The sequence below is a fragment of the Ruegeria sp. CG4 genome, from assembly GCF_056537185.1.
In genome coordinates this window covers 549,612-572,513 of record NZ_JBQFRB010000002.1, presented here as the reverse complement: position 1 = coordinate 572,513, position 22,902 = coordinate 549,612, and the positions used below count along the sequence as shown (strand labels likewise).

Annotated in this window: 24 protein-coding genes; 15 read left to right on the top strand and 9 right to left on the bottom strand. The window is 56.6% G+C overall.

What is annotated here, in order from left to right; translation table 11 throughout:
- Positions 1–36: 36 nt before the first annotated feature.
- Positions 37–930 (top strand): LysR family transcriptional regulator, encoded by an 894-nt coding sequence (locus ACR0J2_RS09260; RefSeq protein WP_170614835.1) that lies wholly within the window; start codon positions 37–39, stop codon positions 928–930.
- A gap of 287 nt (positions 931–1,217) precedes the next feature.
- On the opposite strand, the gene ACR0J2_RS09255 is transcribed toward ACR0J2_RS09260, so the two are convergent.
- Positions 1,218–2,249, bottom strand: a complete 1,032-nt coding sequence (locus ACR0J2_RS09255; protein WP_480812361.1) for a LysR family transcriptional regulator — start codon at positions 2,247–2,249, stop codon at positions 1,218–1,220.
- Between the two features lie 26 nt (positions 2,250–2,275).
- Here ACR0J2_RS09255 and ACR0J2_RS09250 point away from each other — a divergent pair, with 26 nt between their 5' ends.
- From ACR0J2_RS09250 to ACR0J2_RS09235, 4 genes are all read left to right on the top strand, one after another.
- Positions 2,276–3,256, top strand: a complete 981-nt coding sequence (locus ACR0J2_RS09250; protein ID WP_480812360.1) for a glutathione S-transferase family protein — start codon at positions 2,276–2,278, stop codon at positions 3,254–3,256.
- A 3-nt stretch (positions 3,257–3,259) separates the two neighbouring features.
- Positions 3,260–4,792 (top strand): glutamate synthase-related protein, encoded by a 1,533-nt coding sequence (locus tag ACR0J2_RS09245; protein ID WP_480812359.1) that lies wholly within the window; start codon positions 3,260–3,262, stop codon positions 4,790–4,792.
- A gap of 74 nt (positions 4,793–4,866) precedes the next feature.
- Positions 4,867–5,433 (top strand): hemerythrin domain-containing protein, encoded by a 567-nt coding sequence (locus ACR0J2_RS09240; RefSeq protein WP_480812358.1) that lies wholly within the window; start codon positions 4,867–4,869, stop codon positions 5,431–5,433.
- 10 nt (positions 5,434–5,443) lie between these two features.
- Positions 5,444–6,481 carry a glutathione S-transferase C-terminal domain-containing protein gene (locus ACR0J2_RS09235; RefSeq protein ID WP_480812357.1) on the top strand — a complete coding sequence of 346 codons (1,038 nt, stop codon included), beginning with the start codon at positions 5,444–5,446 and terminating at the stop codon, positions 6,479–6,481.
- Positions 6,482–6,550: 69 nt separating this feature from the next.
- On the opposite strand, the gene ACR0J2_RS09230 is transcribed toward ACR0J2_RS09235, so the two are convergent.
- Both ACR0J2_RS09230 and ACR0J2_RS09225 read right to left on the bottom strand, forming a co-directional pair.
- The gene (locus tag ACR0J2_RS09230; protein ID WP_480442187.1) at positions 6,551–6,769 is read right to left on the bottom strand and encodes a GDCCVxC domain-containing (seleno)protein; all 219 of its coding nucleotides are present in this window, start codon (positions 6,767–6,769) and stop codon (positions 6,551–6,553) included.
- 4 nt (positions 6,770–6,773) lie between these two features.
- Positions 6,774–7,097, bottom strand: coding sequence for a hypothetical protein (locus ACR0J2_RS09225; protein ID WP_480812356.1), 324 nt, complete (start codon positions 7,095–7,097; stop codon positions 6,774–6,776).
- 99 nt (positions 7,098–7,196) lie between these two features.
- Here ACR0J2_RS09225 and ACR0J2_RS09220 point away from each other — a divergent pair, with 99 nt between their 5' ends.
- The 3 genes from ACR0J2_RS09220 to ACR0J2_RS09210 all read left to right on the top strand — a co-directional run bounded on the left by ACR0J2_RS09220 (position 7,197) and on the right by ACR0J2_RS09210 (position 9,745).
- Complete coding sequence (locus ACR0J2_RS09220; RefSeq protein ID WP_170614828.1) at positions 7,197–7,595, top strand: MerR family transcriptional regulator; 399 nt, start codon at positions 7,197–7,199, stop codon at positions 7,593–7,595.
- A 180-nt stretch (positions 7,596–7,775) separates the two neighbouring features.
- Complete coding sequence (locus ACR0J2_RS09215; RefSeq protein ID WP_480812355.1) at positions 7,776–9,101, top strand: sensor histidine kinase; 1,326 nt, start codon at positions 7,776–7,778, stop codon at positions 9,099–9,101.
- Positions 9,098–9,745, top strand: coding sequence for a response regulator (locus ACR0J2_RS09210; protein ID WP_480812354.1), 648 nt, complete (start codon positions 9,098–9,100; stop codon positions 9,743–9,745). The genes ACR0J2_RS09215 and ACR0J2_RS09210 overlap by 4 nt, the downstream gene beginning before the upstream one ends.
- 75 nt (positions 9,746–9,820) lie before the next feature.
- On the opposite strand, the gene ACR0J2_RS09205 is transcribed toward ACR0J2_RS09210, so the two are convergent.
- The 3 genes from ACR0J2_RS09205 to ACR0J2_RS09195 all read right to left on the bottom strand — a co-directional run bounded on the left by ACR0J2_RS09205 (position 9,821) and on the right by ACR0J2_RS09195 (position 12,250).
- Positions 9,821–10,654, bottom strand: coding sequence for a hypothetical protein (locus tag ACR0J2_RS09205; protein ID WP_480812353.1), 834 nt, complete (start codon positions 10,652–10,654; stop codon positions 9,821–9,823).
- Between the two features lie 206 nt (positions 10,655–10,860).
- Complete coding sequence (locus tag ACR0J2_RS09200; protein ID WP_480812352.1) at positions 10,861–11,769, bottom strand: c-type cytochrome; 909 nt, start codon at positions 11,767–11,769, stop codon at positions 10,861–10,863.
- Between the two features lie 13 nt (positions 11,770–11,782).
- On the bottom strand, positions 11,783–12,250 hold the full coding sequence (locus tag ACR0J2_RS09195) for a c-type cytochrome (RefSeq protein ID WP_480812351.1): 468 nt from the start codon (positions 12,248–12,250) through the stop codon (positions 11,783–11,785).
- An 86-nt stretch (positions 12,251–12,336) separates the two neighbouring features.
- Between ACR0J2_RS09195 and ACR0J2_RS09190 the strand changes: the two genes are divergently transcribed.
- Positions 12,337–13,182, top strand: a complete 846-nt coding sequence (locus tag ACR0J2_RS09190; protein ID WP_480812350.1) for a LysR family transcriptional regulator — start codon at positions 12,337–12,339, stop codon at positions 13,180–13,182.
- A gap of 184 nt (positions 13,183–13,366) precedes the next feature.
- Here ACR0J2_RS09190 and ACR0J2_RS09185 read toward each other — a convergent pair whose 3' ends face one another.
- A complete protein-coding gene (locus ACR0J2_RS09185) occupies positions 13,367–14,734 on the bottom strand; it encodes a sensor histidine kinase (protein WP_480491574.1) in 1,368 nt (455 codons plus the stop codon).
- Positions 14,731–15,399 (bottom strand): response regulator transcription factor, encoded by a 669-nt coding sequence (locus tag ACR0J2_RS09180; protein WP_170614822.1) that lies wholly within the window; start codon positions 15,397–15,399, stop codon positions 14,731–14,733. Before ACR0J2_RS09180 ends, ACR0J2_RS09185 begins: the two co-directional genes overlap by 4 nt.
- 139 nt (positions 15,400–15,538) lie before the next feature.
- Here ACR0J2_RS09180 and ACR0J2_RS09175 point away from each other — a divergent pair, with 139 nt between their 5' ends.
- The 5 genes from ACR0J2_RS09175 to ACR0J2_RS09155 all read left to right on the top strand — a co-directional run bounded on the left by ACR0J2_RS09175 (position 15,539) and on the right by ACR0J2_RS09155 (position 21,101).
- Positions 15,539–16,627, top strand: coding sequence for a tricarboxylate transporter (locus tag ACR0J2_RS09175; RefSeq protein WP_480812349.1), 1,089 nt, complete (start codon positions 15,539–15,541; stop codon positions 16,625–16,627).
- Positions 16,628–16,708: 81 nt separating this feature from the next.
- Positions 16,709–18,739 carry a tripartite tricarboxylate transporter permease gene (locus ACR0J2_RS09170; RefSeq protein WP_480812348.1) on the top strand — a complete coding sequence of 677 codons (2,031 nt, stop codon included), beginning with the start codon at positions 16,709–16,711 and terminating at the stop codon, positions 18,737–18,739.
- Positions 18,740–18,747: 8 nt separating this feature from the next.
- Positions 18,748–19,836, top strand: a complete 1,089-nt coding sequence (locus ACR0J2_RS09165; RefSeq protein WP_170614819.1) for a 4-oxalomesaconate tautomerase — start codon at positions 18,748–18,750, stop codon at positions 19,834–19,836.
- Between the two features lie 51 nt (positions 19,837–19,887).
- Positions 19,888–20,124: a hypothetical protein gene (locus ACR0J2_RS09160; RefSeq protein WP_480812347.1), complete on the top strand. Its 237-nt coding sequence runs from the start codon at positions 19,888–19,890 to the stop codon at positions 20,122–20,124.
- On the top strand, positions 20,121–21,101 hold the full coding sequence (locus ACR0J2_RS09155; protein ID WP_480812346.1) for a D-2-hydroxyacid dehydrogenase family protein: 981 nt from the start codon (positions 20,121–20,123) through the stop codon (positions 21,099–21,101). Before ACR0J2_RS09160 ends, ACR0J2_RS09155 begins: the two co-directional genes overlap by 4 nt.
- Here the strand turns inward: ACR0J2_RS09155 and ACR0J2_RS09150 are convergent.
- A complete protein-coding gene (locus ACR0J2_RS09150; protein WP_480812345.1) occupies positions 21,070–22,089 on the bottom strand; it encodes an AbrB family transcriptional regulator in 1,020 nt (339 codons plus the stop codon). The genes ACR0J2_RS09155 and ACR0J2_RS09150 overlap by 32 nt on opposite strands.
- A gap of 122 nt (positions 22,090–22,211) precedes the next feature.
- Between ACR0J2_RS09150 and ACR0J2_RS09145 the strand changes: the two genes are divergently transcribed.
- Complete coding sequence (locus ACR0J2_RS09145; RefSeq protein ID WP_480812344.1) at positions 22,212–22,892, top strand: GntR family transcriptional regulator; 681 nt, start codon at positions 22,212–22,214, stop codon at positions 22,890–22,892.
- Positions 22,893–22,902: the final 10 nt, after the last annotated feature.

Sequence of the window (22,902 nt, the reverse complement as noted above, 5' to 3'; positions counted from 1 at the left end):
TCAATTGTTCTACCCATATATTAGAAAAACTATCATATGAATTGGTTGAACCTGCCGTCTTTGAACGCCCTCCGCGCCTTTTCTGCCGTGGCAGAAGTGGGCAGCTACACCTTGGCCGCAGAATGCTTGAACGTAACGCAAGCTGCAGTCAGTCAGCAGGTAAAGTCCCTGGAAAAGCACCTGGGCATACCTTTGGTTGAAAAACGTGGCCGAGGTATTTCGTTGACCTCTCAGGGGGAACGTTTGGCTCGTGAGCTCAGTATCGGCTTTGAAATTGTTGGCCGAGGCGTGGAGCGCGTAACAGAGGCAGCAACAAACCGGCCAGTACAGGTCACGATGTCACCAGCCTTCGCCGTGGAGTGGTTACTTCCGCGTATGGCTGAATTTCAACGCGCACACCCGGAAATTACACTTATGCTTAATCCAACGTCACAGTTGGTTGAACCTCGTCCGGGTGGGATCGACATAGCAATTCGATATCATGACAAACGTAGGCCAAGGCCGGATGAAGACCCGGTTCTGATTTCTGACATGATTGTCGTCGCTACGCCGGAATTGGTTGAAGGTAAGGACCTGAACAGTCCGGAATCATTAACGCAGTTTCTGTGGTTGCAAGAATTGGGAACAAACGAAGCGAGCGACTGGTTTACCTTCCACGGTGTCGTTCCAGAGCAGCCTCTCTCAGTCAATCACATGCCGGGTAACCTGATCATGGCTGCCGTTCGTAGGGGCGACGGCATCGCCTACACAGCGCGTGCTTTTTTTCAGGATGATCTTCAGGCAGGCAGAATGGTGGAGTTGTTTTCTGAGCCATTATTTGGCGTCTACTACATCCACACTCTGCCGGATCATCATCGACCTGAGGTAATGCTGTTTCTCAAGTGGCTCCGATCGAAGTCAGAAGTCGTGTCAACAGAGGCGGGTGTTTAGCGGGAAGTGCCAAAAGAAACCAAATGCTCGCCGAAGCTGGTCGTTTGGGCCCTTTTGGAGAGTTCCGCGCCCGCCGCGTATATCCGAATAAGACCAAGAGTATTGGGAACAGGTCCGTATTCCTGCATTGTGATTGAGACAGCATCCGGGAGTGGGCTGTCGCAGCTTCATGTGCGCGGCATGAAAGAATTTGTCGTGTCCAGCGCATTTGGGATTCTCATTCCAAGCCACGATCACGCTATTGAAGCGGGAATTCGCAAGGGCAAGCCGAATAGATTGCGGCCACCCTAAAAAGCGGTGTCAGACACCTGGATGCTTTTTTGTGACCGGGCGCAGAAGGTTTTGATGGCTTCGGTAAATAACCTCATGCGGCGGTTCATACGTCTGTTTTCAGCATGCACCAGAAAAATGCCCCAGTTTTCGATTTTCACTTCAGGTAGCACCTGAACAATGTCGTCTGAGTGTTGCAGATCTCCAAGGATGAAATTGGGAAGGCGGGCTATTCCTAATCCTTGCTTCATGGCGTTCAGCAAGAACGTCCCGCTGTTGGAGTTGAGGTATGGTTGGAACTCAAAGATTTCCGTCTTTCCGGGTGTTGAAAGAAACTCCCATGTTGCGCGGTGGGCTGATCCAAAGAACAACAACTGATGGTCATGGAGATTTCGCAGTTCTTTTGGGGCAGGATGAGTCTCCAGATACCCTCGACTGCAAAACAGTCCATGCCAAACAGAGCCGACACGCGTTGCGAGTAGCTTGGCCTCGGGTTCGTTCGTTATCCGGATTGCCAGATCGAAATTCTCTCGGGACAGATCCACCTGGCGTTCGTCGAAGTTTACGGTGAGCCGGATTTGCGGGTATTTCCGCTTAAAGTCAAAAAGTGCGGGCTGAAGGAATGAAACACCAAACTCCAGCGGAACACTTACACTTAACGGTCCTTCGACCACGGCGGAAGTGCTTGTGAAATCATCCGTGATTTCATCCATATCCTGTACCAGTCGGATTGCTCTCTGAAACAGTTCGCGACCGGTCTCGGTTATTTCCCAGTTTCCACGCTGCCGGTCGATCAGAACAGTTTCATAGCGACCCTCCAGCAGAGAAACCCTTCGGCTGACAGCGGATTTTGCAATTCCAAGGCTCTGGGCAGCCCGCGTTATGCTGCCCGCTTCTATGACTGCAACGAACAGTCGCATGTCTTCCATCTGGCCCACGGCATCGTTCTCCAAATTAGAACAAAGTGGGCTAATATTAGTCTCTGGGTTGAAGAAAATGAACCAGTTAGTCTGAAGCGAAACGATGCGGCACGTCTTAACACGTGGCACGGTTTGCGGCTTGGAAAGGACAGCTCATGGGACTTCTGCAAGAAGGACGTTGGGTAAATCAATGGTACAACACCTCGGATACCGCAGGTCGGTTCGTGCGGCGGGCACCACAGTTCAGGAATTGGGTCACAGCAGACGGCGCGCCCGGACCAAGCGGCGAAGGCGGGTTCAAGGCCGAAGCCGGGCGTTACCATCTTTATGTTTCTCTGGCGTGTCCTTGGGCGCACAGAACGCTGATCTTTCGCACACTCAAGGGACTGGAGAAAATGATCTCGATCTCGGTCGTGCATTGGTACATGGCAGAGAACGGTTGGACATTTCGACCCGGTCCAGGTGCCGTGCCGGATACAATCAACGGCGCAGATTTTCTGCACCAGGTCTATACCGCTGCAAAACCGGACTATTCCGGGCGGGTGACAGTACCGGTTCTCTGGGACAAAAAGACCAAGACCATTGTTTCGAACGAGTCCCCCGAAATAATCCGGATGTTCAACACGGCGTTCGACAGGATCGGAGCAAAGCCGGGGGACTACTATCCAAAGGAGCTGCGCCCCGAGATTGATGCCCTGAATGACCGGATTTACGACACCGTGAACAACGGGGTCTACAAGGCGGGATTTGCCACCACGCAAGATGCCTATGAAGAGGCGGTCGTCCCTTTGTTCGAAACCCTGGACTGGCTGGACGAGCGTTTGGGCAAACAGCGTTACCTGACCGGAAACAAAACTACCGAGGCAGACTGGCGCCTGTTCACGACGCTTGTGCGTTTTGACCCGGTTTATGTGGGTCATTTCAAATGCAACATCCGCCGGATCGCGGATTATCCTAGTCTGTCGGAATATGTACGGGATCTGTACCAACAGCCCGGCGTCGCAGCGACCGTCAACATAGCGCATATCAAGGACCACTATTATGCCAGTCATGAAACGGTGAACCCGTCGCGGGTCATCCCGATAGGTCCCTGTATCGACTACTCCTTACCCCATGATCGCGACAAATTGGATTAAGACATGACAACCACACCACCCATCATCGCCGCTAAGACCCCGGAACGTGTCGAGCTTGAGAAAGGTAAAACCTATTTCTGGTGCCGGTGCGGGCGCTCACAAAAACAGCCCTTCTGCGACGGCAGCCACACCGGAACCGGGATTGCCCCGCTGAAGTTCATGGCAGAAAAGGACGGCCCGGCTGTTTTGTGCCGCTGTAAAGCCAGCGCCAATGCTCCGTTCTGCGACGGCAGCCACACCAGACTGGGTGGCCTGTCCGAGGGCGACCCGGCACCCGAACCGGTGAGCAATGTGCCCAAGGCGACGCCGACCCCCGAAGAGCCAACGGTTGCCCGCATTCATGAACTGGCAAGGGACGGCCTTTCCAAGTTGGGTCACCACGGGGAAATGGGCGCCATGGGCGTGCCGCGCAAAGATTTGCCGCATTGGGACGACATCCAGATTCTGCCCGCGCAGATGGCGCGAAAGCCACTGCTGGATGGCGCCTTGGTATCGACCTCGGTCACAATCGGCCCACGGGCCACCAAGCCGCTGAAACTGGATATCCCGCTATTTGTCTCCGACATGAGCTTTGGGGCCCTGTCTGAGGAGGCAAAGACCGCATTGGCACGTGGCGCCGAACTGGCCGGGACCGGCATCTGTTCCGGAGAGGGTGGCATGTTGCCGGAAGAGCAGGCGGAAAACTCTCGCTACTTCTACGAACTCGCCTCGGCCAGGTTTGGCTGGCGGCCGGAGTTGGTGGAACGCGTACAAGCCTTCCATTTCAAAGGGGGACAGGGCGCGAAAACCGGGACCGGTGGCCACCTGCCTGGCGAAAAGGTGCAGGGAAAAATTGCCGAGGTGCGCGGGCTGGAGCCGGGCCAAAACGCGATTTCGCCTGCGACCTTCACAGATCTGGAAAGCCCGGAAGACTTCCGCAAACTGGCGGACGAGGTGCGGGAACGCTCTGGCGGTATTCCGATTGGCTTCAAATTGTCCGCAAATCACATCGAGGACGACATCGACTTTGCGCTGGCGGCCAGCGCCGATTACATCATTCTGGATGGTCGGGGCGGTGGCACTGGCGCCGCTCCGCTGATTTTCCGTGATCATATTTCGGTACCCACGATCCCGGCGCTTGCACGTGCCCGGGCGCATCTGGATCAAAAAACAGGCCACGAAGTTACACTGGTTGTCACCGGCGGGCTGCGCGTGGCCGAGGATTTCACCAAGGCAATGGCTTTGGGCGCTGATGCAATTGCGGTCAGCAATTCGGCCATGCAGGCCGTTGGCTGTATTGCGGCTCGCATGTGTAATTCCAACAATTGCCCGGTTGGCGTAGCGACGCAGAAACCCGAGCTGCGGAAAAGGTTGGATGTACAAGTCAGCGCGGAGAGGCTTGCGCGCTACTTCGGTGCGAGTGTCGAACTGATGCAAGTATTGGCAAGAGCCTGCGGTCACCCATCGCTGAGCGATTTCAGTCTGCGCGATATCACGACATGGAAACGCAGTGTCTCGGATTTGAGCGGAATTCGCTTTGCCGGTGTGCGGACATAGACAGCGGTTGTGCAGCCGTGGGTCTAACGGTCGGAACATTTGGGCCACACATCCTTGCGGAAAGGAGTAAGCTCATGCTTCATAACCACTATATCCGCACCGAAAACATGCCGGGCGAGATGCAGATCTTGCTCGAGACATATCCGCGCGACAGTTGGGACTCCCATCCCGGCTTCAAAGAGAGAACGCGCCACTGGCTGGGCGCCCATCAGATGTTTCGCCGTCTTGCCGAATTGGTTCGGACCGATGCCGAGCATTTTCTGGACCGAACGGTGTCACCCGACGCGTACGCCGCCCGTTTGTCCTATTATGGCAACGCGCTTGTCGGCAATCTGCACGGCCATCACGGCTGGGAAGATCGCAGTTATTTTCCCGAACTCTCTGCGGCGGACCCACGTTTTGATGCGGGCCTGGAGGTATTGGAAAAGGATCATGCTGATCTTGATCTGGTCCTTGATCAATACACCCGAACAGCCAATCGGGCGATCAAGCTGATCCATCTGGATGAGGCCCAGGCACGTTCAGAGGTCGGAGCGCTGCGCGATACGTCGGAAGTGATCGAGGCCTTTCTGAAACGCCATCTAAGTGATGAAGAAGAGCTTGCGGTGCCTATCATTCTGCACCACCGTCTGAGAGGGTGAAGCTTGAACAATGACGGACCATTCTAAACAGGAAGACCAGTCAAATGCCGAACTGCGCCGCGCCCGAGGGGAATTCGTGCGCGGCGTCAGCGGTTTCCGGCATGCCATCGGCGATACTGATTTTCCCGCAGAACCGGGCAGGTATCACCTGTTTGTCGCGCTCAACTGCCCGTGGTGCCATCGGGTTACACTGGCCCGCAACGTGGTGGGCCTGCAGGGCAGTATTTCGATGGATGTGGTGTTTCCCAACCGAACAGACGAAGAAGACCCTGAAGGCCCGAACCACTGGCAATTCGCACCTGACCTCGTGGCTTCGCTGACTGGAACAACACTTCCGGAATGCACCGCCGAAACCGGCACTGGCCAGGGTTTCAGACTGGTGCGCGACATATATCGGGCAGAAAGTTCTGAAGAAAAATCGGTTCCAATCCTGTACGACAAAAAGTCAAAGCGCATCGTCAACAACGAAAGCGCCGAGATCATTCGCATGCTGGATCGCAATGCGGTCGAACTGGGCAGTTCGCGTGGCAATGATGAACGGCCAGTTCTTTACCCGGATGATCCGGCCATTCGGACAGAAATCGACGAGCTGAACGAGCTGATTTACGTCAATATCAACAACGGTGCCTACAAAGCCGGATTTTCGTCTGATCAAAGCGTATATGCGGCGGCTTTCACCGCCTATTTTGACACTCTGTCACAGCTTGACACCCGCCTTGCCAGCGACGGTCGCATGTTTCTGACCGGCAATCATTTCACCGAAGCAGACCTTCGCCTGTTTCCGACGCTGTATCGACACGACCCGGTCTATTACCTGCGTATGAAGCTCAACGGTGCCCAGATCCTTGACTACCGGAACCTATGGCGCTGGCTTTGCCGCGCGCATTCCGTGCCGGGCGTGGAAAACAGCGGTTCAATTGAACACTGTCGCCAAGGGTATTTTGGTCGAAGCTGGAATGGTGTTGTACCCCTTGGCCCCTCGAAACCAATGCCATACCCCGAGGCCTACAAACATCCGGAACTGGCGGATCATCGCCAAGCGAAGTGATCTTCATTTTGGGCGCGCATGTAACGTTTCAACATCGACGGACCCAAAGTTGCCGTCCCATATGCGATACTAACTGCAGCAGTCATCCCCCAACTGGATTGGCGGACATGGGACCGTCGCGTAAGAGCAGAATACACAGCAATCGCCCTCCAGCGGCTTCAAAACGGCCTTGCATGACTTGCATTCATAGAACCACTGGCAGGAGTCTGTTGGCATTTTCTCGGTTTCGACGTGCCCACATTCAGGGCAAGTCAGAGTACTGTCGAGCACCACGGTTTGTTTCGTCATTGTCTCACATCTTCATGATTAGATAGTCGTTGATCTGAGCCTCTTTGAACACGATGACCCATGCCAGTGCGGTGATCAACGAACTTCCTGCTAGCCACCATTTCAACTGCCCCAAAGCCCTGTTTCGATGAGATAGAAACCACGCAATCGCGACCAGCGCTGTTGAGATGGCGAGAACGTAATAACTTCCCGCAGCAATTTTTCCGAATACCGCCAACCAGCTGCCTCCCAAGCCCAGCAACATCACGGCCATTGGAAGAACACAGCATGTTGCGACGCCCAGAGCGGAAACCGATCCAAGGTAGCTTAGGATCACGTATTTCTTCATCTTTCACTCCGTGGGTATTCAATTTGATCGAGTTGAGGCACCAACTGTCAGATTGTATAACTCCTGTAGCGACTACAGGATCAAGAGGGGTCAATTCACATGATTGCGATAGGAGAGGCTTCCCGGCAAAGCGGTGTCGGAATAGAAACCATCCGCTATTACGAACGCGAAGGTATCGTACCAAGACCCGCGCGAGCTCTGAACAATCGTCGCCTCTATTCACCGAACGATGTCGGAAGACTTCACTTTCTGAAGAAGTGCCGTGACCTGGGGTTTCCGCTTTCAGACGCCAAGGCGCTTTTGGAACTGTCAGAGGGAAGTACCGATGACTGCCAATCAGTCAAAGAATTAGCCGAGGCTCACATTGTCAGTGTTCGTAGCAAGATTGATGAACTCAATCGCCTGGAGCGCGCCTTGAGCGAGCTTACAGCCAATTGTGATAGTGGCAACGTTCACTGCCCGATGCTGCAAAGACTGAGAAAGATGGAAGACACCTGACTTGGCTTCTGGGTCAGAACCTGGGTTTCGAGTAGCCGACAGTTCACGTCAGACCAAGGTCTGTGGTGCGTTAAGAGATTGTAGTTCATAGTCGATTTCACAATGAGAGGAAAAATAGCTGACCTGACAATTGGCAATTGGTCGCTGTCGCGAGTTTTTCTTGCGGCCAGTATTGCCGTGATGGGCACTGCTACCGCGATAGTCGGGGTCTGGGTGTCAAATCGAATTCAGAATGCTGTCGTCCAGAACTCCGCCAACTCTGCCGCGCTTTATATGGAAAGCATCGTTTCCCCCCTCAGTCAGGAATTGGCGCACGGCGACCGAATTTCAGAGCAGGCAAGCCGGGCGCTGGACGAGATATTCATGACCCAGCCAATGCGCGACCGCGTTATTTCCTACAAATTCTGGAAACAAGGAGGTGTCATCGCCCACGCATCGGACACTGCGATAATTGGCAGCCGATTCAGTCCAACCGACGATCTGAAGCAAGCTTGGGGCGGAAAAATCTCCGGCTCTTTTGAAGAGCTTGATCATGCCGAAAGCGCCGCCGAAGCGGCCCTTGGGATACCTTTGCTTGAAGTGTACAGCCCCATTCGCGAGCTTTGGTCCGGTGAAATCATTGCGGTTGCCGAGTTCTACGAAAGGGCTGATCAACTGGAACTGGACCTTGCCAAGGCAAGAAGAACAAGCTGGTTGGTTGTCGGCTCGGCATTTGTGGCCAGCACGATCGTGTTGTTTTCGATTGTTGCAATTGGCGACAACACAATTCAGCGACAGGGGCGTCTTCTGGAAAAGCGCCTTGCAGAAAGCGAACAGATGGCCGAGCAGAACGTACAGTTGCGGTCGCGTGTCGTCGAAGCGTCGGAAAGATATGCCACGCAGACGGATCGGTTTCTCAAGAAGCTTGGTGCCGAACTGCATGATGGTCCCGCTCAGTACCTGTCCCTGGCCGCCCTTCGATTGGAGGCAGCGTTTCCCGAAGGGTCTGCCAAGCCCAAAGAGGCAGAAGAAATTCATCAGTCTTTGCAAAAGTCCCTTGCAGAAATTCGTGCATTGTCGCGGGGGTTGTCGGCTCCGGACATCGACAACCTTACGCTCATTGATGTCGTGAAGAGGGCCGTTGAAGATCACTCGGAACACAGCCCGTTGCGGCCAGAGATTTCGTTTCAGGGTCGCGAGTCGCCGGAATTGTCACTGTCCGACAAGTTGTGTGTTTTTCGGTTTTTGCAGGAAACACTCTCCAATGCAGCAAGATATGCCCCGGATTCCCGATGCACGGTCACCAGTGAAGTGCAAAGTGACCGCATCGTCATTCAGGTCAGCGACGACGGACCCGGGTTTGACACTTCGGACGAAACCGTTTTGCGCGACGATGGTGGGCAGGGATTATTGGGCTTGCGAGATCGGGTCGAGAGCATTGGTGGCAGGTTCAGTGTTTCGTCGCGCCCCGGCAATGGCACCACAATAGCAATGACATTATTTCCCAGAAAGATGAGTGCATTATGACCACATCTGTCGTTATAGCGGATGATCATCCGATTTTCAGGGACGGCCTGCAGCGTACCTTGGATGAGGCCGACGGGTTCGAGGTTCTCGCCGCCGGTTCAAGTGCGGAAGAGGCGATAGCGCTCGTCGGAACGCATCAGCCAGACATCGCCATTCTTGACCTCTCGATGCCGGGAGGCGGGATAAGCGCGACACGCAAGATTGCGGCAATGACAAACCCACCCTTCATTGCGATCCTGACGGTCTCGGAAAACAGCAGTGACGTTGCGGATGCACTGGAAGCCGGAGCCATAGGGTACATTGTCAAGGGCGTGACAGCGAGCGAGTTGACAACTTCTCTGCGCAGCATTGCTGCGGGCGAAGGGTTTGTCTCGCCGGGTCTGGCTTCACGCGTGCTGCTTAAGATCAACAGCGAAAACGGTGCCCGCAAAAACAGAGACATCCTGAATGATCTCACGCATCGCGAGGAGGAAATCCTGCGCCATGTGGCCAAGGGGTTGAGCAACAGGGAAATCGCCGTAGCGCTGGGTCTTCAGGAGAAAACCGTGAAGCACTACATGACGGCGATCCTGTCCAAGCTTCACGCGCGAAATCGGGTGGAGGCCGCTTTGATAGCGCACGATGCTTGGAACAAAGGAGACTAGTCGCCGTGTCTTCGATGACTAAGGCGGTCTCTGCGGATGAGAGACCGCCTGGGGAACTACTTCCCGAGCTTTTGGTTAATTTGCGATTGCCTGCAATCTGCGTCGATCCGAGGCGGTTGCGTTTCTTTCAACAACAGTCCGGTTGAACGGATCTTTCAGTTCATAGCGCCCAAACTCGATCTCTTCTTTCCACCCATTGGCGTAGTTCACTTCGATGTTGTCGCCTTGGCGTTCAATTTTCGTGGGGCGGCTGCCAGATGCGCCGCCTTGGCCACTTGAGCGTACGTTGTTGATTGAGATGCCGTTCGCCAAAGACCGCAGTCGTGAGACGTCGGCACCAGTCGCGGGACGCTCCTCGACGGTTCGGTTCTGCGCATTCTTTCTTTCATAGCGACCGTTTTCGATCTCTTCCTTGGTTCCGTCGGCGTAACGAACTTCGATGCCGCTCGCATTTGTCTCAACCTTCGTTATCCCGGCCGAAGCTATTGGTCTGCCACCGGTCTGAGACCGATCCTTTTTACCGCTGCCCCTGTTGGAGCGCTTTGAGTCATCATCGTCGTCGTCATCATCACGACCGCCTTTGCCTGATCCTGAATTGTCGTCACGATCATCATCCCGGTCGTCGTCTCGATCGTCATCCCTGTCATTGTCGCGATCATCATCCCGGTCGTCGTCGCGACCATCGTCGCGGTCACCCCCACGGCCGCTATTACCCGATCCCGAGTTGCCATCCCGGTCATCGTCGCGATCATCCCCGTCTTTGCCCTTGCCGCTTTTGGCGAACGCGTAGACCGGTTCAAACTGAAGGCGACCGTCGGTGTCAAACTTTGGCACGTAGGGCGTCGCAGCAATCAACGAAGCCAATGCCACTGTGCTTAGAAGTTGACCTAACCTTTTCCGGGCTTTCATTTCCGCCTCCAATGCCGTTTGACGCGATTTTTGATACTGAAGACAGGCTACCCTTGGTCGGGCCTTCCCACATCGGGCTTAGGTCTGACGATTTTCAAGCCGAACGTCTTAGCTAAGATCCTGTGGCCTTTTGAACCACCGTCAGTTTCGGGGCGCATCACAGGGGCGGTTTCCCGATACCAAAGACCCATTTCCTCGAACGGCAGTTACTCTGGCACAGGCGCAACGGACGGCAGGGAAACGGCTTTGAGATAGGCGGCAATCGCCAAACGGTCGTCATCTGTAAGCTGTGATGTGTTCTCGATGACTTCCGCCATTTCACCACCCGCGCTGTCATAGTCCGGTGTGAAACCGGATCTCAGGTATTCCGCTATGTCAGCTTCAGACCAATCAAGCTGGTCGGCGGTCAGGCCGGGGATGCGACCCTTGCCGCTTGGGTTGGGTGCGCCTGCCAGCCACAGATCACGTTGCAGACCACCGAAGGCATTTCGCGGCGTGTGGCATTCAGCGCAGTGTCCCAACGCCTCGACCAGATATCGGCCTCGGGCTTGTTGGTCCGTCAGATCGCCTTCAACCACCCAGCCTGGCTGCAGGTACAAAAGCTTCCATCCGCCCAGCCCGCGTCGAATGCTGAATGGAAAGCCGACCTCATGCGCGTTACTTTCCACGGCGACAGCTGGCAGGGTGCCGAGGAAGGCATGGAGAGACGCAACATCCTCCAAGGTCATGTTGGCATAAGACGTATAAGGAAAAGCCGGGTAATAATGTTGCCCCTCGGGACCCGTGCCATGAAGCAGGGCGTTGGCCAGATCCAGCGCAGACCAGGACCCAATTCCGGCTTCCCGATCACTGGAAATGTTGGGGGCTATGAATGTGCCAAAACCCGTTTCAAACCGACGCCCTCCGGCGAGTTTAAGCTTCTCCTCTCCGGTGGCATCCGGCGCCGCGTGACAGGATGCACATCCGCCTGCATAGAAAACAGCCTCACCTCTGACGAGATCGGCGGTGACATCATTCAGTTGCGCCGGATCCACTCTTTGCGGTCGGGTCAGCAGTACACCGGCCAACCCGACCAAAACTAAGACACCAGCGGCCAATCGCAAGAAACGCCGCACCTTCAGTGCCTCATCAGTTTTCTGGCGCTCTGTATGCCTTGTGACATGCCGTACAGGCTCCGCCCAATTGTCCCATCGCCGCTTTCACGGCTTCCACATCTTGTCCTGCCGCAGCCTGCATCGCAACGGCGGCTTCAGCCATCGCTTGCCCTTTGGCTCCGACGTCGGGAAAGTTTTCCCAGATGGCGGGCAGGGCACGGGTGGCGGGGTCGGACGCATTGTCGGAACCAGCCGGCCACATTGCGGATTGATCGATCTGCGTCAGAACGACAATATTGTTGGCAGCCCGAGTTGCCGCCTCGGCATCGTATTCCACCTCTCCCTTTATCATTCCGCCGAGTGTTTCCAGATTAAAGGCATAAAGCTTCATGATTGAGGTCCGAGCTTTTACAGCTGGGTTCTGACTTTCCTGGGCGATGGCTGTTCCTATTGCGGCTACCGACAAAAGACCTGCCGCGAAAATCGAAATTTTCTTCTTCATGGTATTTCTCCCTGTTCAATACACCGAATGTTAGCTTGAACGAATTTTCTTGTAATTGTTTGTTATTCGTCGTCCCCTGTTAATTTATGAACAACGACAATTGGGATGATATCCGATACGCGCTTGCCGTCTCCAAATACGGATCGTTGAATGCAGCGGCGTCTGCCTTGGGTGTCACACATGCAACGGTCCTGCGCAGAGTGGCCGCGTTCGAACAGCGAAATGGCTGCACTATCTTTCAGAAAAGCCCGTCGGGATATTGCGCGCTCCCCGAGGCCCGAGCAGTTCTTTGTGCCATGGAAGGCGTTGAAGACGCGGTCCTTTCGGTGGAGCGGGCAATTGTGGGTGCAAACCGGTCCCCTGTCGGTCGCGTGCGCATTGCATCCACTGACAGCCTCTGCCAGCTTGTGCTGCCAAAAATACTGACTGATATTTTAAATCTTTACCCCGGCTTGGAACTGACTTTGTTGAGTGGAAACAGCCACCATGATCTGCCCCGGTTGACTGCAGACATTGCCGTGCGCCCATCGGTTCAGCTTGGCGAGGGTCTGGTTGGGGAACGCTCGGGTACATTGTCGTTCGGAGTTTATTATGATGGTTCCCCAGATCTAAAATGGATGAGGCTTGATGGCGCATTAAGCCGCTCTCTCCCGGCTAAATGGATGGCGGAACACGTGAATGCTGACGAAATGACCAACGGAGCAGACAGTTTTCTGGTCCTTCAGCAGATGGCGGCTTCGGGCGTGGGTAAGACCTTTCTGCCCACATTCATTGGCGACGCGGACGCCCGGCTTCGCAGGTCGGACGATGCAGTTCCGGATTTTGAGGTTCCGCTCTGGGTCGCGACACTTGAGGAAATCGCGCACACCCCGAGGTTTGCCGTTGTTCAGCGGGCGTTGGCTGGACGGTTACCCAAAGCTCTGGCACGTTGACATCATGCCGAAAAGAAGTACTGCGGCCATCTATTCGGCAGAACGGCCATACAAAGAACCACCTCGGTTACGCGGGGCTAACGCGCGCCTGTGTGTGAAACTATCATCTCGATAGAACCATGTCCGGTGATGCAATGGACCAGTTAGATGGGCAGGGTGGGCAACGTTGAAACCCGGTCAGAGTTTACGGAACACAAGGAAGCTCGAGCGTAAGGCTTGCGCCACGCGCGGCTTTGTTGATTGAAACCTGCCCACCGTGACGCTGTGCGACGGCGGCAACGATGGACAGGCCCAGCCCGCTGCCTTCGGAGTGCTCCAGTTGTGAAAATCGCCCAAAAGCTGCCTCGCTGTGGTCGGGGTCTAGGCCTTTTCCGTCATCGGCCACAGTCAGCTTCACGACCTTGTCATCGCGGTGCAGTGTAACCGAAATCCGGCTGAGAAGACCGCCGCCGTGCTTCAGCGCGTTGTCCAGAAGGTTTTTGACAGCCTCGTTCAGAAAAACCTGATCGCCCGAAACCATTACGGCTGTATCCGGCATGGCAACTTCGAATTCGATCCCATTCGCCAGGATGTGGACACCCATTTCTGCGCAGGCCTCCTCGACAACCGAACGAAAGTCGAATTCTGCTACCTGTTCCAGATGTGCCGGATATCGGAGCCTTTCGAGGGACAGCAACTGTTCGGCCACAGTGGCCGAGTTTTTGGCAGCGGTCATGAGTTCCTGAATGCGCTGTTCCTTGTCATCCTCCGTTTTTGCATCCCGCAGGGCCTCGGCCATGGACTGGACCGCAGCTGCTGGGTTCCTTAGCTGATGCGCGGCTTCGGAAATGAATGTCTGATGGGCGTTGATGCTGCGTTCAACCTGACCAAAAAGCCGGTTCAGGGTTTTGACGACACCCAGCACTTCGACCGGAACGGGGCGTTTGATTTCACTTAGGTCATCCGGCGATCGCAGGTCGATTGCGTCCTGCAAATCCAGCAAGGGCCGCAGACCGCGCGCCACACCGAACCAGACGACGATTGCAAGAGTGGCGAGCAGGATACCCATGAGGATCCCGGCCCGGATCGACAGCTGATTGGCAAAGGCGTTGCGGTCGGCCATGAGCTGCCAGACCGTAACAGTTGCGTCACCAGCGAGGTTCTCCAAAGTGACGCGTTCCGTCATCCGCAGGACGCGGACCGGTTCATCGCGATAAACAGCTTCGAAGAAAAATGGTTCATAAGGATCCTGATCACCTGCGTCGGTTGAGGTCGGCGGATAGGCATAACCCGTAACGTATATGCCGCCGGGCCCTGTCACGTGATAGAAAACCTCTCCGCCCGACGAGTCGCGGATCATGCTGCGCGTTGAGGGGAGCAAAGCGTCCCCCCCTGAAATGGCGACATCGCGCGAGATTGCGAGACCGGCAGACAGCAGGCTGTCATCAAACAATTCCTGGGCCGTTTTCTGGGCGACCGTAAAGCGCCAAAACCCAAGCAGAACGGCAAGCAAGACCAGAGGTGTCAGGATCAGAAGAAACAATCGCAGCCTGAGCGATCCGTGCCCAATCACTGTTGCACCTCAAGCAGATACCCAAGGCCACGGGCAGTCTTGATCCTTATCCCCAATGGCTGAAGCCGCTTGCGCAGGCGCGACACGTGGGGTTCAACCGCCGAATCCTCGACATCTGCACCGACACCATAAACGTAGTCGTTCAGCTGGCTTTTGGGGACAATTCTGCCGCGTCGTTCCAGCAGGCATTCCAGAACCGCCAATTCCCTGCGCGGAATGTCCAATACCTCTCCCCGCGCACTGGCTTGTCTTGCGGCACGATCGAATTCCAGGCCTCCGATGGTCTCTTTCGCGCCATAGTCAAGCTGCTTGCGGCGTGACAATGCCCGGATTCGGGCCTCCAGTTCGTCCATTTCAAACGGCTTCACCAGATAATCGTCAGCCCCCATGTCCAGGCCAGACACGCGGTCGCTGGTTTCGGAACGCGCCGTCAGCAGTATGACCGGCACGCCATCGCCTCGGTTGCGAAGGGTTCGCAGGATTTCCAGCCCGGACTGCCCCGGCAGATTGATGTCCAGTACCACCAAATCTGCGCCCTCCTGCTCAAGGAAAAGGTCGGCTGCGTCGCCGTCGGTCAGAATATCTGCCGCGTGACCACGATCGCGCAGCCGGTAGGCAATGGCGTTGGCCAGCGTTTCGTTGTCCTCGACAATGACGATCCGCATCGGGTCTCCTGCAAGTTTCGCGCAAGGTTGGCCCCTCATGATTGCCAGATGGGAGGGGGAATCAACCCCGCAGTTCTATTTGCAATCACGGTGGCGCGAGAGCCGTTGGCGTGGTTGTCTGGTCAACAGGGAGGAACCAATGACCATTTCCAGCTTTACCCGTCGCGCCGTCGTGGGGCTGATCGCCGCTGCCGGTATCGCGGCACCCGCCACTGCCGAGGTCGATTTCTCGGGCAAGACCATTGAATGGGTTATACCGTTTTCGGAAACGGGCGGTTCGGCTAAATGGGCCAACTTTTTCGCTCCGCTTCTGTCCGAGGCACTGCCGGGTCAGCCGACTGTGGTTGTGAAATTCATGCCGGGCGCAGGGTCGACCAAGGGCGCGAATTGGTTTCAGGAGCAAAAGCATGATGACGGCACGCTGCTGTTCGGTACGTCGGGATCGACGCAGTTTCCTTATCTGCTGAGCGATCCGCGCGTGCGCTATGAATACAATGATTGGATTCCGGTCATGGCGTCGGGAACCGGTGGTGTTGCCTATCTGAACGCTGAAGATGGCGCCAAGTTTGACGGTTCCGCCAATGCGCTGAAAGATATCAACTTCATCTACGGATCGCAGGGCGCCACCCGGCTGGACCTGGTGCCGCTGCTGGCATGGCAGATGCTGGGCATGAATGTTGAGCCTGTCTTTGGCATCAAGGGTCGCGGTGACGGTCGCCTGATGTTTGAACGTGGCGAGGCCAATATCGACTACCAGACATCGTCCGGCTATCTGGGTGGCTCGGCCCCGTTGGTCGAATCCGATCAGGCCGTGCCGATGATGACATGGGGTGCCCTGGATGCGGATGGCAACATCGTGCGTGACCCGACTTTCCCGGACATGCCGACCTTCAAGGAGGTCTGCGAAGCAACCGAAGGATGCGAAACCAGCGGCGAGGCATGGGATGCCTGGAAAGCCTTCTTTGTAGCCGGTTTTCCGGTTCAGAAGCTTGCGTTTTTGCCCGGTGATACACCTCAGGACGTTGTCGACGCATATACTGCGGCCTTTAAGGCTGTGACCGAGCGCGGCGACTTCGCGGAAATCTCCTCGAAACGCGTTGGCAAATACCCGGTGTTTGTTGGTGACGGCTCAAAAGCGGCCCTGCAAACCGCGACAAGCGTTGACGACAACGCCAAGCAATATGTCCTGAACTGGCTCAAGGAAGCCTATGGCGTCGAGCTCAACTAAGCCGGCCCAATTCAGCGCGCGCCCTCACTACGAGGCGCGCGCTTTCTGAGTTCCATCAAAATCATATGAAAGGCGGCCGCTATGGAGGTTTTCGCCACCGCTCTTCCTGCGCTTGGTGACGCGTGGGGTCTGATCCTGCAACCCATCGTTCTGGGCTACCTGGTGCTTGGTGTCGTCATGGGATTGGCCGTTGGGGTGTTCCCGGGACTTGGCGGAATCGCCGGGCTGTCGCTGCTGTTGCCTTTCATGTTCGGAATGGACCCGATCCTGGGTTTGGCGCTGATGATAGGGATGGTCGCCGTTGTCCCGACATCTGACACTTTTGCGTCGGTTCTGATGGGAATACCCGGCAGTTCCGCATCTCAGGCGACGGTGCTCGATGGTTTTCCGATGGCCAAGAAGGGCGAAGCGGCGCGGGCGCTTTCCGCCGCCTTTGCCTCGTCCCTGTTTGGTGGTCTGGTCGGGGCGACCTTCCTGACCATGTTCATTCTGGTTGCACGACCGATCGTTCTGGCTTTTGGCCTGCCCGAAATGTTGATGATTACCATCCTCGGCCTGTCTATGGTTGCCATTCTGGCCGGTCGCATACCGCTAAAGGGCGTTGCTGCGGCCGGACTTGGCCTGATGGTCGGAACTATTGGTGAGGCCGACGCGGGCGGGTCTCTGCGCATGGCGACTTATGACATCCCGTATCTGACCGACGGTCTGAAACTGGTCATCGTCGGCTTGGGTATCTTTGCGGTACCCGAGATTGTCTCGCTCTTGCGGCAGGACCGGTCGATTGCCGAAGGGGCTTCGCTGGGTGCCGGATGGCTGGACGGTGTCAAGGATTGGTTCGCCAATATCTGGCTGTCGATCCGCTGTTCGATCATCGGTGTGGTTGTCGGCATCATCCCCGGTCTGGGAGGGTCGGTCGTTGACTGGATCGCCTATGGTCATTCGGTGCAATCGACGCCGGACAAAAGCAACTTCGGCAAGGGCGAAGTGCGCGGGGTCATAGGCCCGGAAAGCTCGAACAATGCAAAAGAGGGCGGCGGTCTGGTTCCGACCTTATTGTTCGGTATTCCGGGTTCCGGCTCCATGGCGATCTTCATCGGCGCGGTCGCTCTGCTGGGGTCCGGCGATATCGAAGTCGGTCCGAGCATGCTCAAAGACAATCTCGACATCACCTATTCGATCGTCTGGCTGCTGGCGTTGGCCAATGTTGTGGGGACGATCCTCTGCATCGCGGCCTCGGGCGGGATCGCAAAGCTGACCACGATCCGCTTTACCTATCTTGCACCGTTCCTGTTCATGCTGATCAGCTTTGCGGCCTTTCAGTCCGGTCAGAATTTCGAAGACCTGCTGGCCCTGTTCGTGATAGGTCTGATCGGCATTTTCCTGCGCCGCTTCGACTGGTCGCGCCCGGCCTTCCTGATCGGTTTCGTGCTTTCGAACCCGGTTGAGAAATTCACCAATCAGGCTTTCCAGATCGCCTCGTTCCGCTTCCGCAAGAGCTTAGGTGAGGGCATGGAGTATGTTTTCAGCCCCATCGTGATCGTCCTGATCGTGGTCACAGTCGTTTCGGTCATTCTGGGCATCCGACAGGCCAAGATGATCATGGCCGAGGGCGATGTTCAGGCGGGCACCAAGCGCGCGCCGCTGGTCTTCCTGCTGGTGATCATGGCCTATCTGATCTTTGCACTGGTCAATGCCAACATGATCCCCGACTACAACATGACCGACAAGATCATCCCGCTGGTGATCGGCAGCGTTTCACTGTTCTGCTGCGTGATCCTTTTGCTCCAGATGATGCGTCGGCCCGAGGGGGATGCGATTTTCGCGGACAAAGAAGTAGCGGGTGAGGACGCCAGCGCCCCACACGGTCTGTGGTCCACACTGGCCTGGTTTGCCAGCCTGATCGCGGCAACATGGGTTGTGGGCTTTATCCTTGCCCTGATCGGCTTTCTGATCGCGTTCCTACGTGTGCGCGCCGGGTCAAGCTGGCCGATGACTTTGATCCTGACCGCCAGCGGTGTCGGCTTCATGTGCTTTATGGCGGGCGCTCTGAACCGCGACTTTCCGCCTGGTCTGCTGCAGGACATGCTTGATCTGCCATGGCCGCTGAAATGAGCCGCGCGATGCCCCAGACAGCGATCCCATTTGTCTTCATGCGCGGCGGCACCTCGCGCGGCCCGTATTTCCGGCGTTCTGACCTGCCCGAGAATCTGGATTTGCTGGCCGAGGTTCTGATTGCCGCCCTCGGTGCCGGGCACCCGCTGAATATCGACGGCATAGGCGGCGGCGCGGCAGTTACGACCAAGGTCGCTATGCTGTCGGCCAGCGACGATGACTGGGCGGATGTCGACTATTTCTTTGCCCAGGTGTCGGTTGAAGAAAGGCTGATCGATTTCAAACCTACCTGCGGGAATATTCTGTCCGGGGTCGGCCCGGCGGCGATTGAGATGGGATTGATCACGCCGAAAGGTGGTGAAACCGAAATCCGCATCCGCGCCGTCAATACCGGGGCGCGGGTGGTGGCAAAGGTGCAAACGCCGGCGGGCCATCTGACCTATGATGGCGCAGTTGAAATAGCCGGTGTCCCGGGATCCGCAGCGCCGATACAGCTTGGTTTCATGGGGGTCGTCGGATCATCCACCGGCGCGTTCCTGCCCACCGGTAACCTGCGTGATACGGTCCAGGGGATCGAACTGACCTGCATGGATGTCGCGATGCCGATGGCCATCGCCCGGGCTGCCGATTTTGGTTTGACCGGATATGAAAACGCAGAAGAACTGGACGCAAACCGCGCGTTCTTTGAACGGATGGAGGCCATTCGGATCGAAGCGGGTCAGAGGATGGGAATGGGCGATGTGTCGAAATCCGTGACGCCCAAGTTTGGTATTTTGGCCCCTGCGAAAGATGGGGGTACGATCGCGGTCAGGTACTTCATGCCCTGGAAGACTCATCCAACAATGGCCGTTACGGGCGCGCAATGCATGGCCTCCTGTGCATTGACGCCGGAAACGGTTGCAGCCGGGTTAGTCGAACAAATGGAAACCAGTCCGGCCGAGGTGGTATTGGAGCACGCTTCGGGCAAGATCGACGTCCTTGTGGATTTCTCCAACGAGGGCGGATTTGCCCTGAACTCAGCTGGATTGGTGCGCACCGCACGCAAACTGGCGGATGGTCATGTCTATGTTCCTAGCAGTGTGTGGGATGGGAGTTGATCGGGCAAATCTAAATTGGTATACTTTGGTATACAATTAGGAGGTGTCACGATGGACCACTATTCCGAATGCCTCGACATTGCTCGACAGGAACTCAAACTGGCGCAAGCCGCGCTGCGACGGGACATGACCGAGTATCCGACACCGATTGCGGGCTGCGATGAACAGTTCAATCACCTGCTTGATCAGAGCGAGCGCGTTCGCAACGCATTGGCAGCGCTTGAGGCAGCGCATTTTGTCCCAACTCCAAGAAAGCTCGAAGCCGCGCAGGGTATTGAAAACCGATGAAAGTCCATGTTCTCGATGATTGGTTCGACACATTGCGCGGCTTGCCCTGCTTTTCAAAGCTGGCCGACCATGAGGTCACGGTCTGGACAGATCACGTCGAAGATACGGATACCCTGGCCGCGCGCCTGCAGGACGCCGAAGCGCTGGTCCTGTTCCGGGAGCGCACCAGGGTAACCCGTGAGTTGCTTGAGAAACTTCCCAACTTGCGCCTGATCAGCCAGCGCAGCGTCTATCCGCATGTGGACGTTCAGGCATGTACTGACAACATAGTGCTGTTCTGTTCGAACATGCACGCGGGCACGCCGTCTTACGCTGCTGCTGAACTGACCTGGGCGCTGACCATGGCCGGAATGCGGAACCTGCCGGCGCAAATGGAATCGGTCAAGGCGGGGCGCTGGCAAGCCGGGGTCGGCAAGACACTGCGCGGGCGACAACTGGGCCTTTATGGCTATGGGCGTATCGCCCGGGCCGTGGCGGGCTATGCCGAGGCGTTTGGCATGAGCGTTGTTTGGTGGTCGTCTGAAGATGGCCGTGCCCGTGCAGCGGCCGATGGCGCGACGGTCGCATCCAGCCGACAGGCGTTTTTTTCCGGCAGCGATGTCGTTTCGATCCATGTGCGCCTGAAACCGGACACCCGCGGTATCATCACGGCAGCCGACTTGCGGGCGATGCAGCCCGGTTCGCTGTTTGTGAACACGTCGCGGGCCGGTCTGATCGAACCCGGCGCGCTGTTGAAGGCGCTCAATAACGGCCGCCCCGGAAATGCGGCAATTGACGTGTTTGACACCGAACCGCTGACCGATCCTGACGACCCGTTGCTGTCGCATCCCAACCTGATCGCAACGCCGCATATCGGTTTTGTGACCGAAGATGAGTTTGACCTGCAATTTGCGGATATCTTTGATCAGGTGAACGCCTTTGCCGAAGGCGCTCCGATCCATATGATCAATCCCGAGGTCTGGACCAGCGCAAAATAAGATTGGCCGCGATGGGCGCCCCAATGATCACCAGCACAATCCGCGTCAGGTGATGAGTGATCACGAATCCCAAATCCGCGCCTGAAACAATGGCCAGCACAGTCATCTCGGCCTGACCTCCGGGTGCAAAAGCAAGGAACGCCTCGACAGGGCGACCCAGCCCGAGTGTGGTGACAACAGCCGTAAAACCCGCAGCCAAGATGGCAAGAACAACGACATAGGCAACACCGGCGGCAACGACACGGCGCAATTCGCCCCATGTGACGCCAACGAATTTCACTCCGATCCCGCACCCTATGAAGAACTGCGCAGCCAGAATAGCTTCACGCGGAGGACGGGAGTGGATGAAATCCCCCAAGGACAGAGCAGCGGTCAGGATCATCGGCCCGAGGATGGATGCGCCGAACAGCCCAATTCTCTCTCCGCCTTTCCAGCCGACCAAGGCGGCCAAAACCATGAGCAGAATTTCGTGCACCGGCAGATTGCTTGCGGGCTGCCCGATGGGGTTGGTCAGCTCAGCATCGTAGAACACTATCAGAAACAGCGGTGCCAAAGTGACAATAATTAGAACGCGCGTGCCGTGAATCAGCGACAGGGTGCGTGGATCGGCGCCGGCTTCGGTCCCGAAGATGATCATGTCCTGCAATCCGCCCGGCATTGCTGCGTAGAATGCGGTTTTCTCATCGAACCCCCACACCTTGCGGAAGAACGGAACGCCGACCAGCGCGATCAGAATAATGAAGAAGGGGATTAGCATGATCGATGCCGCCATCTTGGGCAGTTCGGCGAACAGGGCAGGCGTGATCGAGGCGCCAACAGCGACACCCAGAATGGTCCGGGCTGCGACAGAAACCTGACCAAAGCCTTCCATTGGTGCGTGAGCCAGTGCCGCAATCAGGCAAGCGGTCATTGGACCGAACAAAAACGGCAGCGGCAGGTCCAGCGCCCAGAAGATCGCAGTGCCGAACACCGCGAGGCCAAGGGTCATCGACCGCTTCACGAAGAGCGAAGTCTGGTTTCCTGGGGTGGACAAAGGTTGGTTTCCGACGCTGTTGACTCACTATGTATCCAAATGTATACAAATGGACGCAATATGCAAGTGTGAGTGTTATGACTATTCAGGACGACCCATTACAGCCCGGCCCGCAAGGCAGCTCTGCCTATCAGAGATTGCTGGACGAGATCCGCGAAGGGTCGTTGTTGCCTGGTGAACGACTGCGGGAGATTGAGCTGTCCGATCGGCTGGGCGTCAGCCGAACGCCGGTCCGCGAAGCCATCCGTCAACTTGAGGCCGACGGGTTGGTCACGCATGTCCCACGATTGGGCGCGACGGTCCGCAGCCTGGATTACGCCGAGGTCATGGAACTGTACGAGATGCGCGCCGTGCTTGAAGGCACTGCAGCGCGCCTTGCTGCGCGGGCCGCGTCGGACGTGGAACTGGACGAGCTTGAGGTTTTGAATGAGCGTCTGGCCGAGGCGGGAACAGGTCCGGATGCGGCGCGGATCAACCGGATTTTTCACGCAACGCTACTGGATGCGGCCAAGAACCGGTTTCTGGCAAAATCCATGCTGTCCTTGCAAAAGGCTTTGTTGATCCTTGGCCCATCGCAACTGCTGGACAGCGATCGGGCTGAGGCTGCTGTGGCCGAACATCGCCGTATCATGGCCGCCCTCAAAATACGTGACGGGGCGGCGGCCGAGACGGAAATGCGAGCGCATATCCAGGCTGCGCAACGCATGCGCATTCGCGCATTGCAGGAACGAGATCGCACCAGCGATCAAGGCCAATAGGACAACCGGA